The following is a 15114-nucleotide window of genomic DNA, read 5'->3' as shown; positions in this document are numbered from 1 at the left end:
TTGGTGCCGCGGCCGGGCGCGGGCCGGTCGGAGTAGTCCGTCAGAACCGTCTGCCGGTGCACGGCGGAGTCGAACCACAACATGCCACCCAGCACACCGGCGGTGGCCAGCAGCAGCAGGATCACCAGGCTCAGCGCCGTCGTGCGTACCCAGCGGCGCTTACGTCGGTTGCGGCGCAGTTTGGGCGGGGCCGGCGGCGGCGGGGCGACCGTGCGGGGCGCCGGCGCCGGCGGGGCGAGCGGTGGCTGTGGCGGATGGCCGGCACGGCGAATGACCGGCGAGGGTTCCCCTCGGCCGGGCTGCGCCGGTTGCGGTGGTGCCGGCCTGCGCAATCGGGGTGGTTCCGGTGGTCGATCGCCGTTCACCCGGCTAACTTACGTCGCGGGACCCCGCTATCGGCGTGCGCGCAACCCGTTGACGAATGGGCATCCCATCAGAATGCGGATCGCTTGGCGCAACCCGTTCATGTCGTCGACCGGCTTGTGGAACGGCAGCCGGATGTCGCGGTCGCCGTCATCGCCTTCAACGCGGAACCGCACGCCGTAGCGGTCCAGCCCGAGGGGGCGCACCTGGCCGCGGCGCAGCGCTGCCGGCAGCCGGGACACCAGGCGGGCAAGGACGTCGTCGTGTGCGGTGCTCAGGTGCCACAGCAACGTCGACTCGATTTCGCAGAAGGGGTCGGGCCGGGCTGCCAGCAGGTCTGCGACGCTGACTGGCTCGGCGCCGGTCGGGTCGGTCACCACCACGGAGTCGATCGCGAGGCGCAGCAGGGTGTAGCGGATGTCATCCTCGACCGACGGGCTCGAACTGGGTGTATCGATCTGTAGCAGCACCGGGTTCGGGTCCTCGGTGGCGATCAGATCGAGGATCTTGACCACCGCGCCAGGCGGGATCCGGTGCAACCGACCGCGCACCCACACCAGTGAGCGGACGGGCTCACGTACCGGTAGCGGCGCAGAGTCGGTGAGTTCCAGCAACGCTTGCGCGGCGCATTCCAGGCCGTCGGCGCCGGTTCGGGGAACCGCGACGGCGAAGGTGCCGTCGTGCAGCAGGTGGTGCACGGGGGTGGCCAGCGGGTCCCGGCCCTCGATCGCCAGCAGGGCGCCCGCGGGCCGCGAGCACGCGCTGCGAATCCGTTCGGCAGTCGTAGGTGTCGGATATGCGGCGGGTAGCACCGTTACCTCCCTTTGTTAGGTAAGCCTAAGATAACCTAGGGCCCGGCGGTCGAGCAAGGGCCGGTGCGGTGAGGCTGCGCCGTTAGGGTTGTGGTCGTGGCGCGCATCGCATACCTCGGCCCGGCGGGGACCTTTACCGAGGCTGCGCTGCGGGCCCTGACGGCCGACGGCCTGGTTCCCGGCCATGAGCCCCACACGCTTCAGCCGTTGCCGGTGGAAAGCACTCCCGCCGCGTTGGACGCCGTGCGGGAGGGCGTCGCGGACTACGCCTGCGCGCCGATCGAGAACTCGATCGACGGGTCACTGGCACCGACGCTGGACAGCCTGGCGCTCGGTTCGCCGCTGCAGATCTACGCCGAGACCACCCTGGACGTGGCGTTCAGCATCGTCGCCGCGCCGGGTCGCGGCCTCGCGGAGGTGCGCACACTGGCCGCCTTCCCGGTGGCCGCGGCGCAGGTGCGCCGGTGGCTGACCGCCAATCTGCCCGCCGTCGACCTGAAACCGGCGTACTCCAACGCCGACGCCGCGCAGCAGGTGGCCGACGGGCGGGTGGACGCCGCGGTCACGTCTCCGTTGGCCGCGGCACACCGGGGCCTGGCGGTGCTGGCCGACGGCGTGGTCGACGAATCCAATGCGCGCACCCGATTCGTGCTGATCGGTCGTCCCGGTCCGCCGCCGGCGCGCACCGGGGCAGACCGCACCTCGGCGGTGCTGCGGATCGAGAACCTTCCCGGCGCGCTGCTGCAGGCCCTGACCGAGTTCGGGATGCGCGGCATTGACCTGACCCGCATCGAATCCCGGCCCACCCGTACCGGGCTGGGCACCTACATGTTCTTCGTCGACTGTGTCGGCCATCTCGAGGACGACGCCGTCGCCGAGGCACTGATGGCGCTGCGCCGTCGTTGTGCCGATGTGCGGTATTTGGGTTCTTGGCCGACGGGTCAGGCTGCGGGGGTGGCGCCGCCGGCGTCGGATGAGGCGAAGAACTGGCTGGCGGGTCTGCGGAACGGGGAGATACCACGATGAGCGGCCGGTTGGTGTTGGTGCGGCACGGGCAGTCGTTCGGCAATGTCGAACGCCGGCTGGACACCCTGCCGCCCGGAGCGGCCCTGACCCCGCGGGGCCGGGACCAGGCGCGGGCATTCGCCCGCAGCGGGCATGCCCGTCCGGCCATCCTGACGCACTCGGTGGCCGTCCGCGCCTCGCAGACGGCGGGGGTGATCGGCGCGGAGCTCGCGCTGGTGCCTCAGGAGGTGACCGGCATTCACGAGGTGCAGGTCGGCGCGCTGGAAAGCCGTAACGACGACGAGGCGATCGCCGAGTTCAACGCCATCTACAAGCGGTGGCATCTGGGTGAATTGGATGTCGCGCTGCCCGGCGGCGAGACCGCCAACGACGTCCTGCAGCGGTACGTCCCCGTGCTCACCGAGCTGCGAATGCGCTACCTGGACGACCACCGCTGGGATGGCGACATCGTGGTGGTGAGCCACGGCGCGGCGATCCGGCTGGCGGCGGCGGTCCTCGCGGGTGTGGAGGGCACCTTTGTGCTCGACAACCCGCTGGACAACGCCGAATCCGTGGTGCTGGCGCCCATCACCGACGGGCGGTGGAGTTGTGTGCGCTGGGGCGCCCTGACGCCGCCGTTCTACCCGGAGGAAGCCGGCACCGCGTCGGCGCAGGACGATGCCGTCTCGTCAAGCACCGATCCCATGGGCTGACCCGGCCAGATCGGCGGACGATTGCGCGCAGGCGCAACCCACCACGTCGCAGTCGACGACGAACACATGAGTGAACAACTCGGGAGCGACGCAGTCCGGCTCAGTGCATTCCGGCCGGCCCAGCAAGTGAAGAATGACGGTGCCGTGGCAGTGATCTAAGCCTGCCCGGCACGCGCGGCAGCCTGTGCTCATAAGCCGTTCATAGCACCGGGCGCCGACAGAACCCGGCTGCCGCGCCCGAGGGCAGGTCATCAATCAGGCCCAGCCGAGCTCGTCGAGCCGCTCGTCGTCGATGCCGAAATGGTGCGCGATCTCGTGAATCACCGTGATCGCGACCTGGTCGACCACCTCGGTGTCCGAATCGCAGATGTCGAGCAGCGCTTCGCGATAGATCGTGATGGTGTCCGGCAGTGCGCCGGCGTAGTCGGTGTCACGCTCGGTCAACGCCACCCCCTCGTACAGGCCGAGCAGGTCCGGCTCCTGGGAATGGCGGTCGGCCACCAGCACCACGACGTTGTCCATGGCGGCGGTCAACTCGGCCGGGATCAGGTCGAGTGCGTCGGAGACCAATTCTTCGAACCGCTGCGGGTCCATCCGCACGGTCACCGGGTCAACTGGGCGGGGGCTCGTTGCCCGGCGCGTTGTCGGGTGCCTGCGCCGGTGGCGGCGCACCGCCGTCAGCCGGTGGCGGTGCCTGGGTGCTGGGCGGCGCCTGGGTCGCCGGGGACGAGGGCGCCCGGGTGGGCGTCACCACCGGCTGCTGGTTGGGCAGATGCTGGTTTCCGGGCGGGGCGGTGGGCTGCTGCTGCTGGGTCGGCGCCGATGGCTGCTGGGTCGGGAGCTGCACGGGGATCTGCGGGAGGGTGAGCCGCTCCTGGGGGATGTCCGGCGGCGGCACCGGCGGCTGGCCGTTGATCAGCAACGGTCCCTTGGCGCTGTTGACCAGCGTGGCCCAGCCCCCGTTGCCCAGCGTCGCGCCGATGCTGCAAGCGACCTCGCGGCTGCCCGCCGACCAGCTGGGCAGCGACACCGTGGGGTAGATCAGCGTCAGCGTGGTGGTGCGCAGCTTGATGGGCGCGAGGTAGGCGTCCGTCATCTTCGTGCAGGCGTCCTTGATGAAGCCGTCCTGCTCGGGTTCGGGCGGCATTGCGTTGGGGAACTTCTCCGCCAGGTTGACGGTGCCGGTGACCTCCATCGCGTGCGGCGCCGCACAGTCGACCGGAACGTCGACCGGCTGGTTGGTGGCCGGGTCGATGCCGAGGCAGGTGCCGGCGGGCCAGACCTTCGACTGGTCGATGTCGGCGATCTTGCCCTTGAAGGCGACCTGCTCGTTGTTCGGGCCAGGCAGCTGCAGGCCGCACAGCATGCGCCGCTCGCCGGTCTGCCGCCACGCGCGGTCACCCGACCACAGCATGCTGACGGTGAACTTGCTGTTGGGGTCGAACTTGGCGCCCAGGTACCGGCGCACGGCCGGATCGCATTGTTCGGCGTTGATCTGCTGGATGCGGGCCGCTGACGGGGGTGCGGCATTCGGGCCGTACTCAGAGCCGGGAAAGGTGCGCATGTCGACGGACTCGGCGACCTCGAACCGGTGGTCGTCGGCGCAGCTGACGATGGTGGCCGACTCGGGAGTGCCGTCCGGCCAGTTCAGGCAGTCGCCGCTGGTGGCGCGGGCGAACGCGGCGTTGCCTTTGGAACCGGTGCTGGGCACCGGGTTGCTGTCGATGTATCCGGCCAGTCGTCCCGGGATGGTGCCCACGGGCAGCGCGGTGACCAGTCCGGCGATCAGCAAGCCGCCCAGCGCTGTGAGCAGCAGGGTGCGCCGGGTCGCCGATGCCTGCAGGCCGCGCGGCCAGCGGAGCCCGCCCGACGACTCGCGCGGTTCCGTGACGCCGGCCGGCGGCTCCGGTTCACTAGACGGCTCGACGGCCTCGCCGGTGGCGGGGTCGTCGGGTACCGGTTGCTTCTCGGGCGCGTCCAACATCGGCTCCCATTCTGACAGGGCCGCCTGAGAGGCGTGAAAATCGTTGCGCATGTGAGATCCGGGCGAGACCCGCGAAGTAGTGTTGCGGCCGTGATCGACCTCAAGCTCCTCCGGGAAGAGCCCGACACCGTACGGCGCTCTCAGCAAAGCCGTGGTGAGGATCCGGACCTGGTAGACGCCCTGTTGAGCGCGGACACCGCGCGTCGCGCGGCGATCTCGGCCGCCGATTCGCTCCGCGCCGAACAGAAGGCGGCCAGCAAGAGCGTCGGTGCCGCGTCAGCGCAGGACCGTCCGGCGCTGTTGCAGCGTGCCAAGGATCTCGCAGAGCAGGTCAAGGCCGCCGAGGCGGAGCAGGGCGCCGCCGAAGCGGCGTTCACCGCCGCGCACATGGCCATCTCCAACGTCGTCGTCGACGGGGTCCCGCCCGGCGGCGAGGACGACTATGCGGTGCTCGAGGTCGTGGGTGAACCCCCGGTCCTGCCGGAGCCGAAGGATCACCTGGAGCTCGGCGAGTCGTTGGGTTTGATCGACATGCAACGCGGCGCCAAGGTCTCGGGATCGCGGTTCTACTTCCTGACCGGCCGGGGCGCGCTGCTGCAGCTTGGCCTGCTGCAACTGGCTCTGCGCGTGGCGGTGGAGAACGGGTTCATTCCGATGATCCCGCCGGTGCTGGTACGACCCGAGGTGATGGCCGGCACCGGATTCCTGGGTGCCCATGCCGACGAGGTGTACCGGCTGGAGGCCGACGACCTGTACCTGGTGGGAACTTCCGAGGTGCCGCTGGCGGGCTACCACTCCGGGGAGATTCTGGACCTGGCCGCCGGGCCGCTGCGGTACGCCGGGTGGTCGTCGTGCTTCCGCCGCGAGGCCGGCAGCTACGGCAAGGACACCCGCGGCATCATCCGGGTGCACCAGTTCGACAAGGTCGAAGGATTCGTCTACTGCCGGCCCGAGGAGGCCGAGGCCGAACACCAGCGGCTGCTGGGCTGGCAGCGCGAGATGCTGGCGCAGATCGAGGTGCCCTACCGGGTGATCGACGTGGCCGCGGGTGACCTCGGCTCGTCGGCCGCCCGCAAGTTCGACTGCGAAGCCTGGGTACCGACGCAGGCGACCTATCGCGAGCTGACGTCGACGTCCAACTGCACCACCTTCCAGGCGCGACGGCTGGCCACGCGCTACCGGGACACGAATGGCAAGCCGCAGACCGCGGCCACGCTCAACGGCACGCTGGGCACCACCCGGTGGCTGGTCTCGATTCTGGAAAACCATCAGCAGCCCGACGGCAGCGTCCGGGTGCCCGCGGCGCTGGTGCCGTATGTGGGCACCGACGTACTGGAGCCCGCCTAGGCGGCGACCTTCGGCGCCGGGGCGGCACTGGCCCGCTCGTGCCGGTGCTGACGTTCGATGGTGGCGAAGTAGAACGCGAACGCGAACGCGAAGCTGGTGAACAGGCTGCTGACGAAGAACAGCCAGGGCCGTTTGAATCCGCGCCGATAGCCGTCGGTGATCGAGAACAGGGGCAGCAGGATCACGTTCGCGATCGTGTAGTCCTGGCCGGCCGATCCCGCGGCCGGGTTGGTGAACATGAGCTGGATGTACTGCGTCCAGCTGCCCGGACCCCACAGCGGGTTGTGGGAGCCGTGTGAGTACTCCTGAACGAAGCGGATGTTGAAATACCAGCCCAGCGCGATGGACGCGACGCCGACGACGTAGTAGACGAGCTCCAGCGGTGAGAACAACGGACCGTCAGCCGGCCTGGCATAGACCCGCGGGTTGGAGGCGACGATCCAGCCGATGACAGCGAGACCCAGAACTGCGTGCGCGATGAGTGACACCATGGCGGCAGTCTCACCCCGCGCCCAAAGTTTTGTCAATATTGACAGAAGCGACGCGAGACGGCAGGTCAACGGCCTGCGGTACCGTACTGAAATGGTCAGGCCGGCACAGACGGCGCGCAGCGAGCGCACCCGGGAGGCGTTGCGTCAGGCGGCGGTGGTGCGGTTTCTGGCCCAGGGCGTGGAGAACACCTCGGCCGAGCAGATCGCGGCGGACGCCGGGGTCTCGCTGCGGACTTTCTACCGCCACTTCAGCTCCAAGCACGACCTGCTGTTTGCCGACTACACCGGCCTCAACTGGTTCCGCGCCGCCCTGGACGCCCGCCCGGTCGACGAGGCGGTCATCGACTCGGTGCAGGCCGCCGTCTTCGCCTTTCCGTACGACGTCGAGGCCGTGACGAAGATCGCGACACTGCGGGGCGGCGAACTGGATCCGGGCCGAATCGTCCGGCACATCCGGGAGGTGCAGGCCGACCTGGCGGACGCCATCCAGGCCCGGTTGCTGCGCCTGGGGTGCGCCGCGGGTCAGACACCCGATGCGGGGCTGCGCAGCATCGTGATCGCCCGCTGTATCGCCGCGGCCGTCTTCGGCGCGATGGAGGCCTGGATGCTGGGCCCGGACCGGTCGCTCGGTGAACTGGCCAGAATGAGTCAGGTGGCGCTGGAATCGCTGCGGTCCGGCGTCACCGACACCTGGCAAGTCCGCCATGTTTCGTCATAATTGACAAAACTTGGTCCCCATGCCAGCCTCCCACTCAGGAGGTCGGCATGTCTGCATCAGGAACCCAATACGACGCGATCGTCGTCGGCGCGGGCCATAACGGGTTGACCGCGGCGGTGCTGCTGCAGCGGGCGGGCCTGCGAACCGTCTGCCTGGACGGCAAGCTGTACGCCGGGGGCATGGCCTCCACCGTGGAACTGTTCGACGGCTACCACTTCGAAATTGCCGGCTCGGTGCAGTTCCCGACGTCCGCGGAAGTGATCAGCGAGCTGGGCCTGGACACCTTGCCGACAGTCGACCTCGAGGTCATGTCGGTGGCGCTGCGCGGTGTCGGCGACGATCCACTGGTCCAGTACAGCGACCCGATGAAAATGTTCGCTCACCTCAACGAGGTGCACGGCGCCGACGCCGTGGCCGGCATGGGCGGCCTGCTCATGTGGGCCCAGGCACCCACTCGCGCGCTGGGGCGCTTCGAGGCGGGCACGCTGCCCAAGACCTTCGACGAGATGTATGCGTGCGCGACCAATGAATTCGAGCGCTCCGCGATCGACGACATGCTGTTCGGTTCGGTCACCGACGTGCTGGACCGCTACTTCCCGGACCGCGAAAAGCACGGCGCCATCCGGGGGTCGATGACGGTACTGGCCGTGAACACCCTCTATCGGGGTCCGTCCACCCCGGGCAGCGCCGCCGCACTCGCCTTCGGGCTAGGCATTCCCGAGGGCGACTTCGTGCAGATGAAGAAGCTGCGCGGCGGTATCGGCGCGCTCACTGCGCACCTGGCCCGCGTCCTGCAGGACAACGGCGGCGAAGTGCGGCTGCGGTCCAAGGTGACCGAGATCCTCGTCGACGGGGGCGGGGTGACCGGAGTGCGCACCGAAGCCGGGGACACTTTGACCGCCCCGATCGTCGTCTCCTCGGTGGCCCCCGACGTCACGCTCAACGATTTGGTCGATCCCTCGGTGTTGCCGGCCGAAATCCGGGAGCGCTACGGACGCATCGACCACCGCGGCAGCTATCTGCAGATGCACTTCGCGCTGGAGGAGGCGCCGGAGTTCGCCGCGCCGTACCAGGCTCTCAACGACCCGGCCATGCAGGCATCGATCGGCATCTTCTGCACACCCGAAGAAGTCCAGCAGCAGTGGGAGGACTGCCGCCGCGGCATCGTGCCGGCCGATCCGACGCTGGTTCTGCAAATCCCGTCGGTGCATGACCCGGATCTGGCGCCCGAAGGCAAGCACGCCGGGTCGGCCTTCGCGCTGTGGTTCCCGATCGAGGGGGGTGCCGACTACGGCCGGGCCAAGGTTGAGATGGGTCAGCGGGTGATCGACAAGATCACCCGGCTGGCGCCGAATTTCGAGCGCAGCATCATCCGCCACACCACGTTCACGCCCAAGCACATGGGCGTCATGTTCGGTGCGCCCGGCGGCGACTACTGCCACGGCCTGCTGAGCTCCGACCAGATCGGGCAGAACCGCCCCGGCCCGAAAGGCTATATCGGGCAACCGATTCCCATACACGGGCTGTACCTGGGCAGTGCCGGATGCCACGGTGGGCCGGGCATCACCTTCACCCCCGGCTACAACGCCGGGCGGGCGGCGCTGGCGGACCGTTAGCCGCTACCCCTTCGCCGAGCGTGAAGGGGCGGCGAGAAAATGGCGAAAAAGTCGCCGTGAGTTCACGTTCGGCGACGGGTCAGCCGCGCTGAGCGAGCAGTTCATCCAGGCAGGCGAGGAACTCGTCCGGGCGCGCCGGCGTGAATGCGGGCTGCGACCCGGGTATGTCGAGCGTGATCAGTGTCGACTTGAGCGGCCGGTACAGGTCCAGCGGAAGCCAGCGACGCAGGTCCGGGCTGCCCCAGACGTTGAACCGGATGGTGAACAGGCCGAGTGGCTCCGCCTTGTATCCCCGGATCTGGTCCAGCCCGATCACCTTGGCCGTGCCAGAGGGAAAGTGGTAGCGGCGCAGCGTGATGGCCATTTGATCCAGCTGGACGGCGCCGTCGTCGTAGCAGAGTTCCGATACCGTGCTCATGCGCGGCAGCTCCGCAACTCGTGACCGCGGGTGGTCAGGCAGCGGCCGTCGTCCAACCGCCATTGCCAGCCGTGCAGGTTGCAGGTCAGCGTGTTGCCCTCGACCACACCGAATTTCGACAGGTCGGCCTTGAGGTGGGGGCAGCGCCGTTGAATCTCCCAGCCGTCCAGGGTGATCGACGCGGAATCGTCGTGGCTCTCGGCGAACCAGCCGTCGGCGTAGGCGATCCGTTCGTCGGTCAGGCATTTGAAGAACGTGTACAGGTATTCGTTGTAGCCACCCACGCGCCAGGCCCGGAAACGGGTCGACAAGAAGATCGTGTTGACCCAGTCCGGTTCGTTGTCGCGTAGCACCGTGCGCACCAACTCCGGCGCGATCTCGAACCCGTACCGGAACTTCTCGTCCGGGATCGCCTCCCGCACCGCTCGTTTCGGGAAGTCCAGAATGACGGTCTCGGGGCCGATCACCAGTTCCACTGGGTAGCCGATGCCGTCACAAATCTCGTTGCTCTGCAACATGATCGGTTCGAACAAGGCGCGTAACGGCTCCAGGAGCGGTTCACCGGCGGCGGGCGCCCAGCGGGCCTTCTCGGCGGCCAGTACCGGTGCCATGCGTTCGGCGTAGTCGGCGATGTAGTCGGCCTTGCCGGTGGTGAAGATCGCCTCCACTTGCTCGGTGGGCAGCGGGTGCCGCAGCGAATTCAGCTGCGAGCCGGTGAAATCGGCCACCGAGCCGGGCATCATCAACAGCCCGCGGTCGTGGCCGTGGCTGCGCATCTGATCGAGGAACACCATCTGGTCGGGGAAGATGTTGGCCGGATCGTTGCGGTCGTCGTTGAGTTGACGCAGTTCGGGGTCCAGAAAGGCGGGCGGACCGGCCGAGGGCACCACCCACGTCGCCCCGACCTGAGCGATGTACTGCCGGGCACGATCCATCCCCCGCTGCCTTTTCTGGGTGGCGAACGCCTCCTTGGCCCGGGCCGGCATGTCGTAGACCATCGGATACCAGATCGCCCCCGAATACTGCAGCAGGTGCACGTCGATGTGCCCGAAGTCGGCGGCCAGCACATCCAGGTCGACGGGACGGGCGTCGTTCATGTTGAACACCGTGGTCTCACCGTCGGAAACCACCAGTGCCGAGTCGCCGATCGGACCGTCCGCCGGTGCCCGCAGGGCGATGATCATGATGTCGAGGACGCCTTTGGGACCGGACAGCCGGTGGCTCACCGAATCGGTGGTCTCGAAGAACCGGTGAAATCCCAGCTTTTCCAACTCGTGTCGCAGGTCGGGCACCGGGAAATCGGGCAGCAGCACCACCGCGTCCTTGCTGACGTGCGAGTCCAGCAGCGTGGCGTCGAAGTGGTCTTTGTGCAGGTGTGAGACGTACAGGTAATCGCAGTCGCCGAGGGCGTCCCAGTGCAGTGCGCTGTTGTCCGGGAACGGGAACCACGACCCGAAGTACGCCGGGTTGACCCACGGGTCGCACAGGATGTTGCCCGCCCGGGTCTGGATCAGAAAGCCGGCGTGGCCGACGCTTGTTACCTGCACAAATGCCTCTCGGAGACCTTTCAACGACGCCTGGAGTTTAGCTTGCGTCAGAGTGTCGGGTCCTCCCATAAGCGTCGGTAGTAGTCGATGCGCAGCGGGTCGGGTGCGATGCCGTAGGCGGCGAAGAACTCCGCTTTCCAGTCGTGGCCGGGGTAGTTCCAGCCCAGTGACAACGTTGCTACCGCCAGGTCAGCCCACCGGTCGGCGACACCGAGATCGCCCATGTCCACGTGCCCGCAGCAGCCTCCGTCGCCGTCGATCAGCGTGTTGGGTGCGCAGGCGTCGCCGTGGCAGACCACCAGCCGATCGATCGGCGGGGGATCCTCGAGGTTCGCCCGGTGCGCGGGATGCAGCAACGGCAGCCGGCTGGCCACCGACCAGTCGAACGGACACGACGCCACCGGCAGCGTGTCGTGCAGCGTGCGCAATCCCACACCGATCGCGCGCACGGCGACCGCGGGGTTCGACCGCCACCGTGGGTGCACTGCGGACACTCCGGGCAGGCCGCGGGTGCGCAGCCAGGCTGCACCGGCACCGTCGTCGACCCCGAAATCGATGACGGGCGGCACCGGAAGGTAGGGCGCGGCCCAGCGCAGCCGGCGTGCTTCGCCGCTGAAATCAACCGAGTAGGACCCGCCCACCTTGATGAACTCGGCGCCGTCGGCCACCCGGAAAGTGACGTCACCCAGTTCATTGCGCCACACCGCGTGCACCGGCCGGCCGGCCGCGAGCCGCCACACCAGCGCGGGAACGGGTGGCGGTGACGACGGGTAGGACAACGCTGACCCCTTCCGTCTCACGTTCTGCCCACTTCGGGTATCCGGGGGCCCGGCGCACTAGGCTGAACTGCTGTGGAACCTGCATACGGCACCGCCATTACGCTCGCCCGGATGATCTTTCGCCTGCAGGGTCTCAAGATCACCGTGACCGGCGTGGAGAACCTGCCGACCAGTGGTGGCGCCGTGGTCGCGATCAACCACACCGGCTATCTCGACTTCACCCTGGCGGGTTTGCCGGCGTACCGGCAGGGGCTCGGCCGCAAAGTGCGGTTCATGGCCAAGCAGGAGGTGTTCGACCACAAGATTACCGGCCCGTTGATGCGCTCCTTCCGCCACATCCCGGTGGACCGGGAAAGCGGGGCCGCGTCATTTGCCGCGGCGGTGGAGAACCTCAAGGCCGGTGAGCTGGTGGGCGTCTACCCCGAGGCCACGATCAGCCGCAGCTTCGAGATCAAGGAGTTCAAGACCGGCGCCGCCCGGATGGCGCTGGAGGCTGGCGTGCCGATCGTTCCGCACGTCATCTGGGGTGCTCAGCGGATCTGGACCAAGGGCCACCCGAAGAAGATCTTCCGGCCCAAAGTGCCCATTCAGGTGATCGTCGGTGAACCCATTCAACCGACGCTGTCCACCACTGAACTGACCGGGCTGCTGCATTCCCGGATGCAGCACCTGCTGATTCGCGCGCAGGAGCAGTACGGGCCACATCCGGCGGGCGAATTCTGGGTGCCGCGCCGGCTGGGCGGCGGCGCGCCTTCCCTGGCGGAGGCCGCGCGCATGGACGCGGAGGAAGCGGCGGCCAAGGCTGCCCGCCGCGCCGAGCGGGCACACCCCACTGGAGCCGCGGAGCAGTGACCGATGGCGGAGCCCGTGTACCGCGCCTGCGAGATGTCGGCCCAGTTCCTGGTACGGGTGACCGGGACGCGGATCACATACCTGGGCGAGGAACACATCCCGGAGCGCGGCGGCGCCGTGGTGGCCGTCAACCACACCAGCTACGTCGATTTTCTGCCGGCCGGGCTTGCCGTGCGGCGGCGCCATCGCCGGTTGCGCTTCATGATCAAGGCGGAAATGCAGCGCGTGAAGAGCGTCAACTTCCTGATCGAGCGGAACGGGGCGATCCCGGTGGACCGGAGCTCCGGAGCCGATGCCTATGCCCGGGCGGTGCGGGCGTTGCGGGACGGCGAGCTGGTCGCGGTCTATCCCGAGGCCACCATCAGCCGCAGCTTCGAACTCAAAGACTTCAAGACGGGTGCCGCCCGGATGGCCGTCGAAGCCGAAGTCCCGATCATGCCGGTGATCGTCTGGGGTACGCAGCGCATCTGGACCAAGGGCCTGCCCAAGCGGTTGGTACGTGCCAAGATTCCGGTGACAGTGGCGGTCGGGCCGCCACTGCCGGCCGCGGACGACGTCTCGCACACCAACGAAGTGCTGCGCGAATCGATGACCTCGCTGCTCCACCAGGTGCAGCAGGATTATTCTCATCCAGCCGGCGAGCAATGGGTGCCGCGCCGGCTTGGCGGCGGGGCACCATCGCTGTTCGAAGCCGCGCGGATGGAAGCTGAGGAGACCGCGGCCAGGGCCGCGCGCCGGACATCGCATCAGTCGGGGGTGGAAGGAGAATCGAGAAATGGCTGAGCCGTTCTTCCGGTTCATGGAATTTTTCGTTCCTTCGGTTGTCGCGCTGAACGGAAACAAGATCACCTATCAGGGCCTGGAGAACATCCCCGCCCGCGGGGGCGCGATCATCGCCCTCAACCACACCAGCTACGTCGACTGGATTCCGGCATCGCTGGCCGCACTGGAACGCAAGCGGCGGCTGCGATTCATGATCAAGGCCGAGATGCAGGAGGTGAAGGCGGTCAACTACGTGATCAAGCACACCCAGCTGATCCCGGTTGATCGCAGCCTGGGCTCCGAGGCTTACGCGGTTGCCGTACAGCGGCTCAGGGACGGCGAGCTGGTCGGGCTGCACCCCGAGGCCACCATCAGCCGCAGCTTCGAGCTTCGGGAGTTCAAGACCGGGGCGGCCCGGATGGCGATCGAGGCCCAGGTGCCGCTCGTGCCGATGATCGTCTGGGGTGCGCACCGGATCTGGCCCAAAGATCACCCAAAGAAGTTGGTGCGCAACAAGGTTCCCATCAGCGTTGCGATCGGGCCGCCGCTGTGGCCGCAGGGCACCCCGGAGGAGTTCAATGCGGTGCTGCGCCAAGCCATGGAAGCGATGCTGCATTGGGTGCAGGAGCAGTATCCGCACCCCGAAGGCGAATACTGGGTACCGCGACGGCTGGGCGGCAGTGCACCGACCCCGGACGAGTCGAGGGAGTTCCGCATCGCCGAACTGGCCGAGCGGGCGCAGAAGCGGGCGCAGGGCGGGCTGACGCCGCGCAAGCGCAAGGAAGGGAACCGAGCTGACAACACCGGCCGGCCGTAAGCCTGCGCTCATCGGGTGCGACGTCGACGGCACCCTGTTCAATGACCAAGAAACCCTCAGTCCGCGTACCCGCGCGGCGGTGCATGCCGCGGTGGCAGGGGGTGCGCACTTCGTGTTGGCCACCGGACGGCCGCCGCGGTGGATCCGGCCGGTCGTAGAGGCATTGGGCTTCGCGCCGATGGCGGTCTGCGCGAACGGCGCCGTCATCTACGACCCGGAACACGACAAGGTGTTGTCGGCGCAGACCCTGTCGGTCGACACGCTGGCGGCATTGGCCGAGATCGCGCGACGGGTCATTCCCGGGGCCGGGCTGGCGGTCGAGCGGATCGGCGAGCGGGCCCACGACAGCGTCACCCCGCAGTTCATCAGCTCGCCGGGCTACGAGCACGCCTGGCTCAATCCGGATAACACCGAGGTGTCGTTCGACGACCTGCTCAGCGCGCCGGCGATAAAGCTGCTGATTCGCAAGGCCGGTGCGGTCAGCGCCGACATGGCCGCCGAGCTGGCCGGGCACCTCGGTGACGAGGGTGATCTGACCTATTCCACGAACAACGGTCTGCTCGAGATCGTGCCGCGAGGGGTCAGCAAGGCCAGTGGCCTGCGCGAGGTCGCCGAACCGCTGGGCATCACCGAGGCGCAAGTGGTGGCGTTCGGCGACATGCCCAACGATGTCCCGATGTTGTTGCGGGCCGGACTGGGCGTGGCGATGGGCAACGCCCATCCCGACGCGCTGGCCGCTGCGGACGAGGTTACGGCTCCCAACAGCGACGACGGCGTGGCACGCGTGCTGGAGCGTTGGTGGTCTTGACCGTGCAGTTCGCGATGATGTGGGAGACTGCCCGCGTGTCCAGGAATGCGGGCGGCGGTCGGAGGGGACTGGAGGACATCTA

General features: G+C 68.2%; 16 protein-coding genes and 2 pseudogenes. 9 read left to right on the top strand and 9 right to left on the bottom strand.

All coding sequences use genetic code 11. The features are described from left to right. Positions 1 to 365, bottom strand: a pseudogene (locus AC5Y7D_RS26280) (LCP family protein); the annotation flags it as partial. A gap of 27 nt (positions 366 to 392) precedes the next feature. Next, positions 393 to 1175, bottom strand: coding sequence for a DUF2470 domain-containing protein (locus tag AC5Y7D_RS26275; RefSeq protein ID WP_499928699.1), 783 nt, complete (start codon positions 1173 to 1175; stop codon positions 393 to 395). 96 nt (positions 1176 to 1271) lie between these two features. Here AC5Y7D_RS26275 and pheA point away from each other — a divergent pair, with 96 nt between their 5' ends. Beyond that, positions 1272 to 2201: a prephenate dehydratase gene (gene pheA, locus AC5Y7D_RS26270; RefSeq protein ID WP_499928698.1), complete on the top strand. Its 930-nt coding sequence runs from the start codon at positions 1272 to 1274 to the stop codon at positions 2199 to 2201. Further along, positions 2198 to 2893, top strand: a complete 696-nt coding sequence (locus tag AC5Y7D_RS26265) for a histidine phosphatase family protein (protein ID WP_499928697.1) — start codon at positions 2198 to 2200, stop codon at positions 2891 to 2893. The genes pheA and AC5Y7D_RS26265 overlap by 4 nt, the downstream gene beginning before the upstream one ends. Here AC5Y7D_RS26265 and AC5Y7D_RS26260 read toward each other — a convergent pair. From AC5Y7D_RS26260 to AC5Y7D_RS26250, 3 genes and pseudogenes are all read right to left on the bottom strand, one after another. Then, complete coding sequence (locus AC5Y7D_RS26260) at positions 2870 to 3085, bottom strand: hypothetical protein (protein ID WP_499928696.1); 216 nt, start codon at positions 3083 to 3085, stop codon at positions 2870 to 2872. The genes AC5Y7D_RS26265 and AC5Y7D_RS26260 overlap by 24 nt on opposite strands. After that, positions 3082 to 3499, bottom strand: a pseudogene (locus tag AC5Y7D_RS26255) (metallopeptidase family protein). The gene AC5Y7D_RS26260 and the pseudogene AC5Y7D_RS26255 overlap by 4 nt, the downstream one beginning before the upstream one ends. 4 nt (positions 3500 to 3503) lie before the next feature. Further along, positions 3504 to 4877, bottom strand: coding sequence for a septum formation family protein (locus tag AC5Y7D_RS26250; RefSeq protein WP_499928695.1), 1374 nt, complete (start codon positions 4875 to 4877; stop codon positions 3504 to 3506). A gap of 90 nt (positions 4878 to 4967) precedes the next feature. Here AC5Y7D_RS26250 and serS point away from each other — a divergent pair, with 90 nt between their 5' ends. Further along, positions 4968 to 6224, top strand: coding sequence for a serine--tRNA ligase (serS, locus tag AC5Y7D_RS26245; protein WP_499928694.1), 1257 nt, complete (start codon positions 4968 to 4970; stop codon positions 6222 to 6224). Here the strand turns inward: serS and AC5Y7D_RS26240 are convergent. Then, on the bottom strand, positions 6221 to 6715 hold the full coding sequence (locus tag AC5Y7D_RS26240; RefSeq protein WP_499928693.1) for a DUF2834 domain-containing protein: 495 nt from the start codon (positions 6713 to 6715) through the stop codon (positions 6221 to 6223). The genes serS and AC5Y7D_RS26240 overlap by 4 nt on opposite strands. A gap of 91 nt (positions 6716 to 6806) precedes the next feature. Here AC5Y7D_RS26240 and AC5Y7D_RS26235 point away from each other — a divergent pair, with 91 nt between their 5' ends. Continuing rightward, on the top strand, positions 6807 to 7433 hold the full coding sequence (locus AC5Y7D_RS26235; protein ID WP_499928692.1) for a TetR/AcrR family transcriptional regulator: 627 nt from the start codon (positions 6807 to 6809) through the stop codon (positions 7431 to 7433). Between the two features lie 47 nt (positions 7434 to 7480). Beyond that, entirely contained in the window at positions 7481 to 9049 is a 1569-nt protein-coding gene (locus AC5Y7D_RS26230; protein WP_499928691.1) for a phytoene desaturase family protein, read from the top strand. A 79-nt stretch (positions 9050 to 9128) separates the two neighbouring features. On the opposite strand, the gene AC5Y7D_RS26225 is transcribed toward AC5Y7D_RS26230, so the two are convergent. The 3 genes from AC5Y7D_RS26225 to AC5Y7D_RS26215 are packed head-to-tail and all read right to left on the bottom strand — an operon-like array spanning position 9129 to position 11793. Then, a complete protein-coding gene (locus tag AC5Y7D_RS26225; protein WP_499928690.1) occupies positions 9129 to 9467 on the bottom strand; it encodes a hypothetical protein in 339 nt (112 codons plus the stop codon). After that, on the bottom strand, positions 9464 to 11014 hold the full coding sequence (locus tag AC5Y7D_RS26220; protein ID WP_499928689.1) for a Rieske 2Fe-2S domain-containing protein: 1551 nt from the start codon (positions 11012 to 11014) through the stop codon (positions 9464 to 9466). The genes AC5Y7D_RS26225 and AC5Y7D_RS26220 overlap by 4 nt, the downstream gene beginning before the upstream one ends. A gap of 47 nt (positions 11015 to 11061) precedes the next feature. Further along, positions 11062 to 11793, bottom strand: coding sequence for a phosphotransferase (locus AC5Y7D_RS26215; RefSeq protein ID WP_499928703.1), 732 nt, complete (start codon positions 11791 to 11793; stop codon positions 11062 to 11064). A gap of 72 nt (positions 11794 to 11865) precedes the next feature. Between AC5Y7D_RS26215 and AC5Y7D_RS26210 the strand changes: the two genes are divergently transcribed. Genes AC5Y7D_RS26210 through AC5Y7D_RS26195 form a run of 4 tightly spaced genes read left to right on the top strand, consistent with a single transcriptional unit; the run spans position 11866 to position 15032 of the window. Then, the gene (locus tag AC5Y7D_RS26210; RefSeq protein ID WP_499928688.1) at positions 11866 to 12645 is read left to right on the top strand and encodes a lysophospholipid acyltransferase family protein; all 780 of its coding nucleotides are present in this window, start codon (positions 11866 to 11868) and stop codon (positions 12643 to 12645) included. Between the two features lie 3 nt (positions 12646 to 12648). Next, the gene (locus tag AC5Y7D_RS26205) at positions 12649 to 13428 is read left to right on the top strand and encodes a lysophospholipid acyltransferase family protein (protein WP_499928687.1); all 780 of its coding nucleotides are present in this window, start codon (positions 12649 to 12651) and stop codon (positions 13426 to 13428) included. Next, positions 13421 to 14224, top strand: a complete 804-nt coding sequence (locus AC5Y7D_RS26200; protein ID WP_499928686.1) for a lysophospholipid acyltransferase family protein — start codon at positions 13421 to 13423, stop codon at positions 14222 to 14224. Before AC5Y7D_RS26205 ends, AC5Y7D_RS26200 begins: the two co-directional genes overlap by 8 nt. Next, a complete protein-coding gene (locus AC5Y7D_RS26195) occupies positions 14202 to 15032 on the top strand; it encodes an HAD family hydrolase (RefSeq protein ID WP_499928702.1) in 831 nt (276 codons plus the stop codon). The genes AC5Y7D_RS26200 and AC5Y7D_RS26195 overlap by 23 nt, the downstream gene beginning before the upstream one ends. The last annotated feature ends 82 nt before the right edge of the window (positions 15033 to 15114 follow it).

This window comes from Mycobacterium sp. NGS49 (genome assembly GCF_059812565.1).
Note: the sequence above shows the minus strand (reverse complement) of the source record. Positions and strands in the feature narration are given on the sequence as shown.

Coding starts and splice junctions, on each gene's coding strand:
- AC5Y7D_RS26260 (WP_499928696.1), bottom strand. CDS start 3,085: ATGAGCACAGGCTGCCGCGCGTGCCGGGCAGGCTTAGATCACTGCCAC.
- AC5Y7D_RS26225 (WP_499928690.1), bottom strand. CDS start 9,467: ATGAGCACGGTATCGGAACTCTGCTACGACGACGGCGCCGTCCAGCTG.
- AC5Y7D_RS26235 (WP_499928692.1), top strand. CDS start 6,807: ATGGTCAGGCCGGCACAGACGGCGCGCAGCGAGCGCACCCGGGAGGCG.
- AC5Y7D_RS26240 (WP_499928693.1), bottom strand. CDS start 6,715: ATGGTGTCACTCATCGCGCACGCAGTTCTGGGTCTCGCTGTCATCGGC.
- AC5Y7D_RS26250 (WP_499928695.1), bottom strand. CDS start 4,877: ATGTTGGACGCGCCCGAGAAGCAACCGGTACCCGACGACCCCGCCACC.
- AC5Y7D_RS26265 (WP_499928697.1), top strand. CDS start 2,198: ATGAGCGGCCGGTTGGTGTTGGTGCGGCACGGGCAGTCGTTCGGCAAT.
- AC5Y7D_RS26230 (WP_499928691.1), top strand. CDS start 7,481: ATGTCTGCATCAGGAACCCAATACGACGCGATCGTCGTCGGCGCGGGC.
- AC5Y7D_RS26200 (WP_499928686.1), top strand. CDS start 13,421: ATGGCTGAGCCGTTCTTCCGGTTCATGGAATTTTTCGTTCCTTCGGTT.
- AC5Y7D_RS26205 (WP_499928687.1), top strand. CDS start 12,649: ATGGCGGAGCCCGTGTACCGCGCCTGCGAGATGTCGGCCCAGTTCCTG.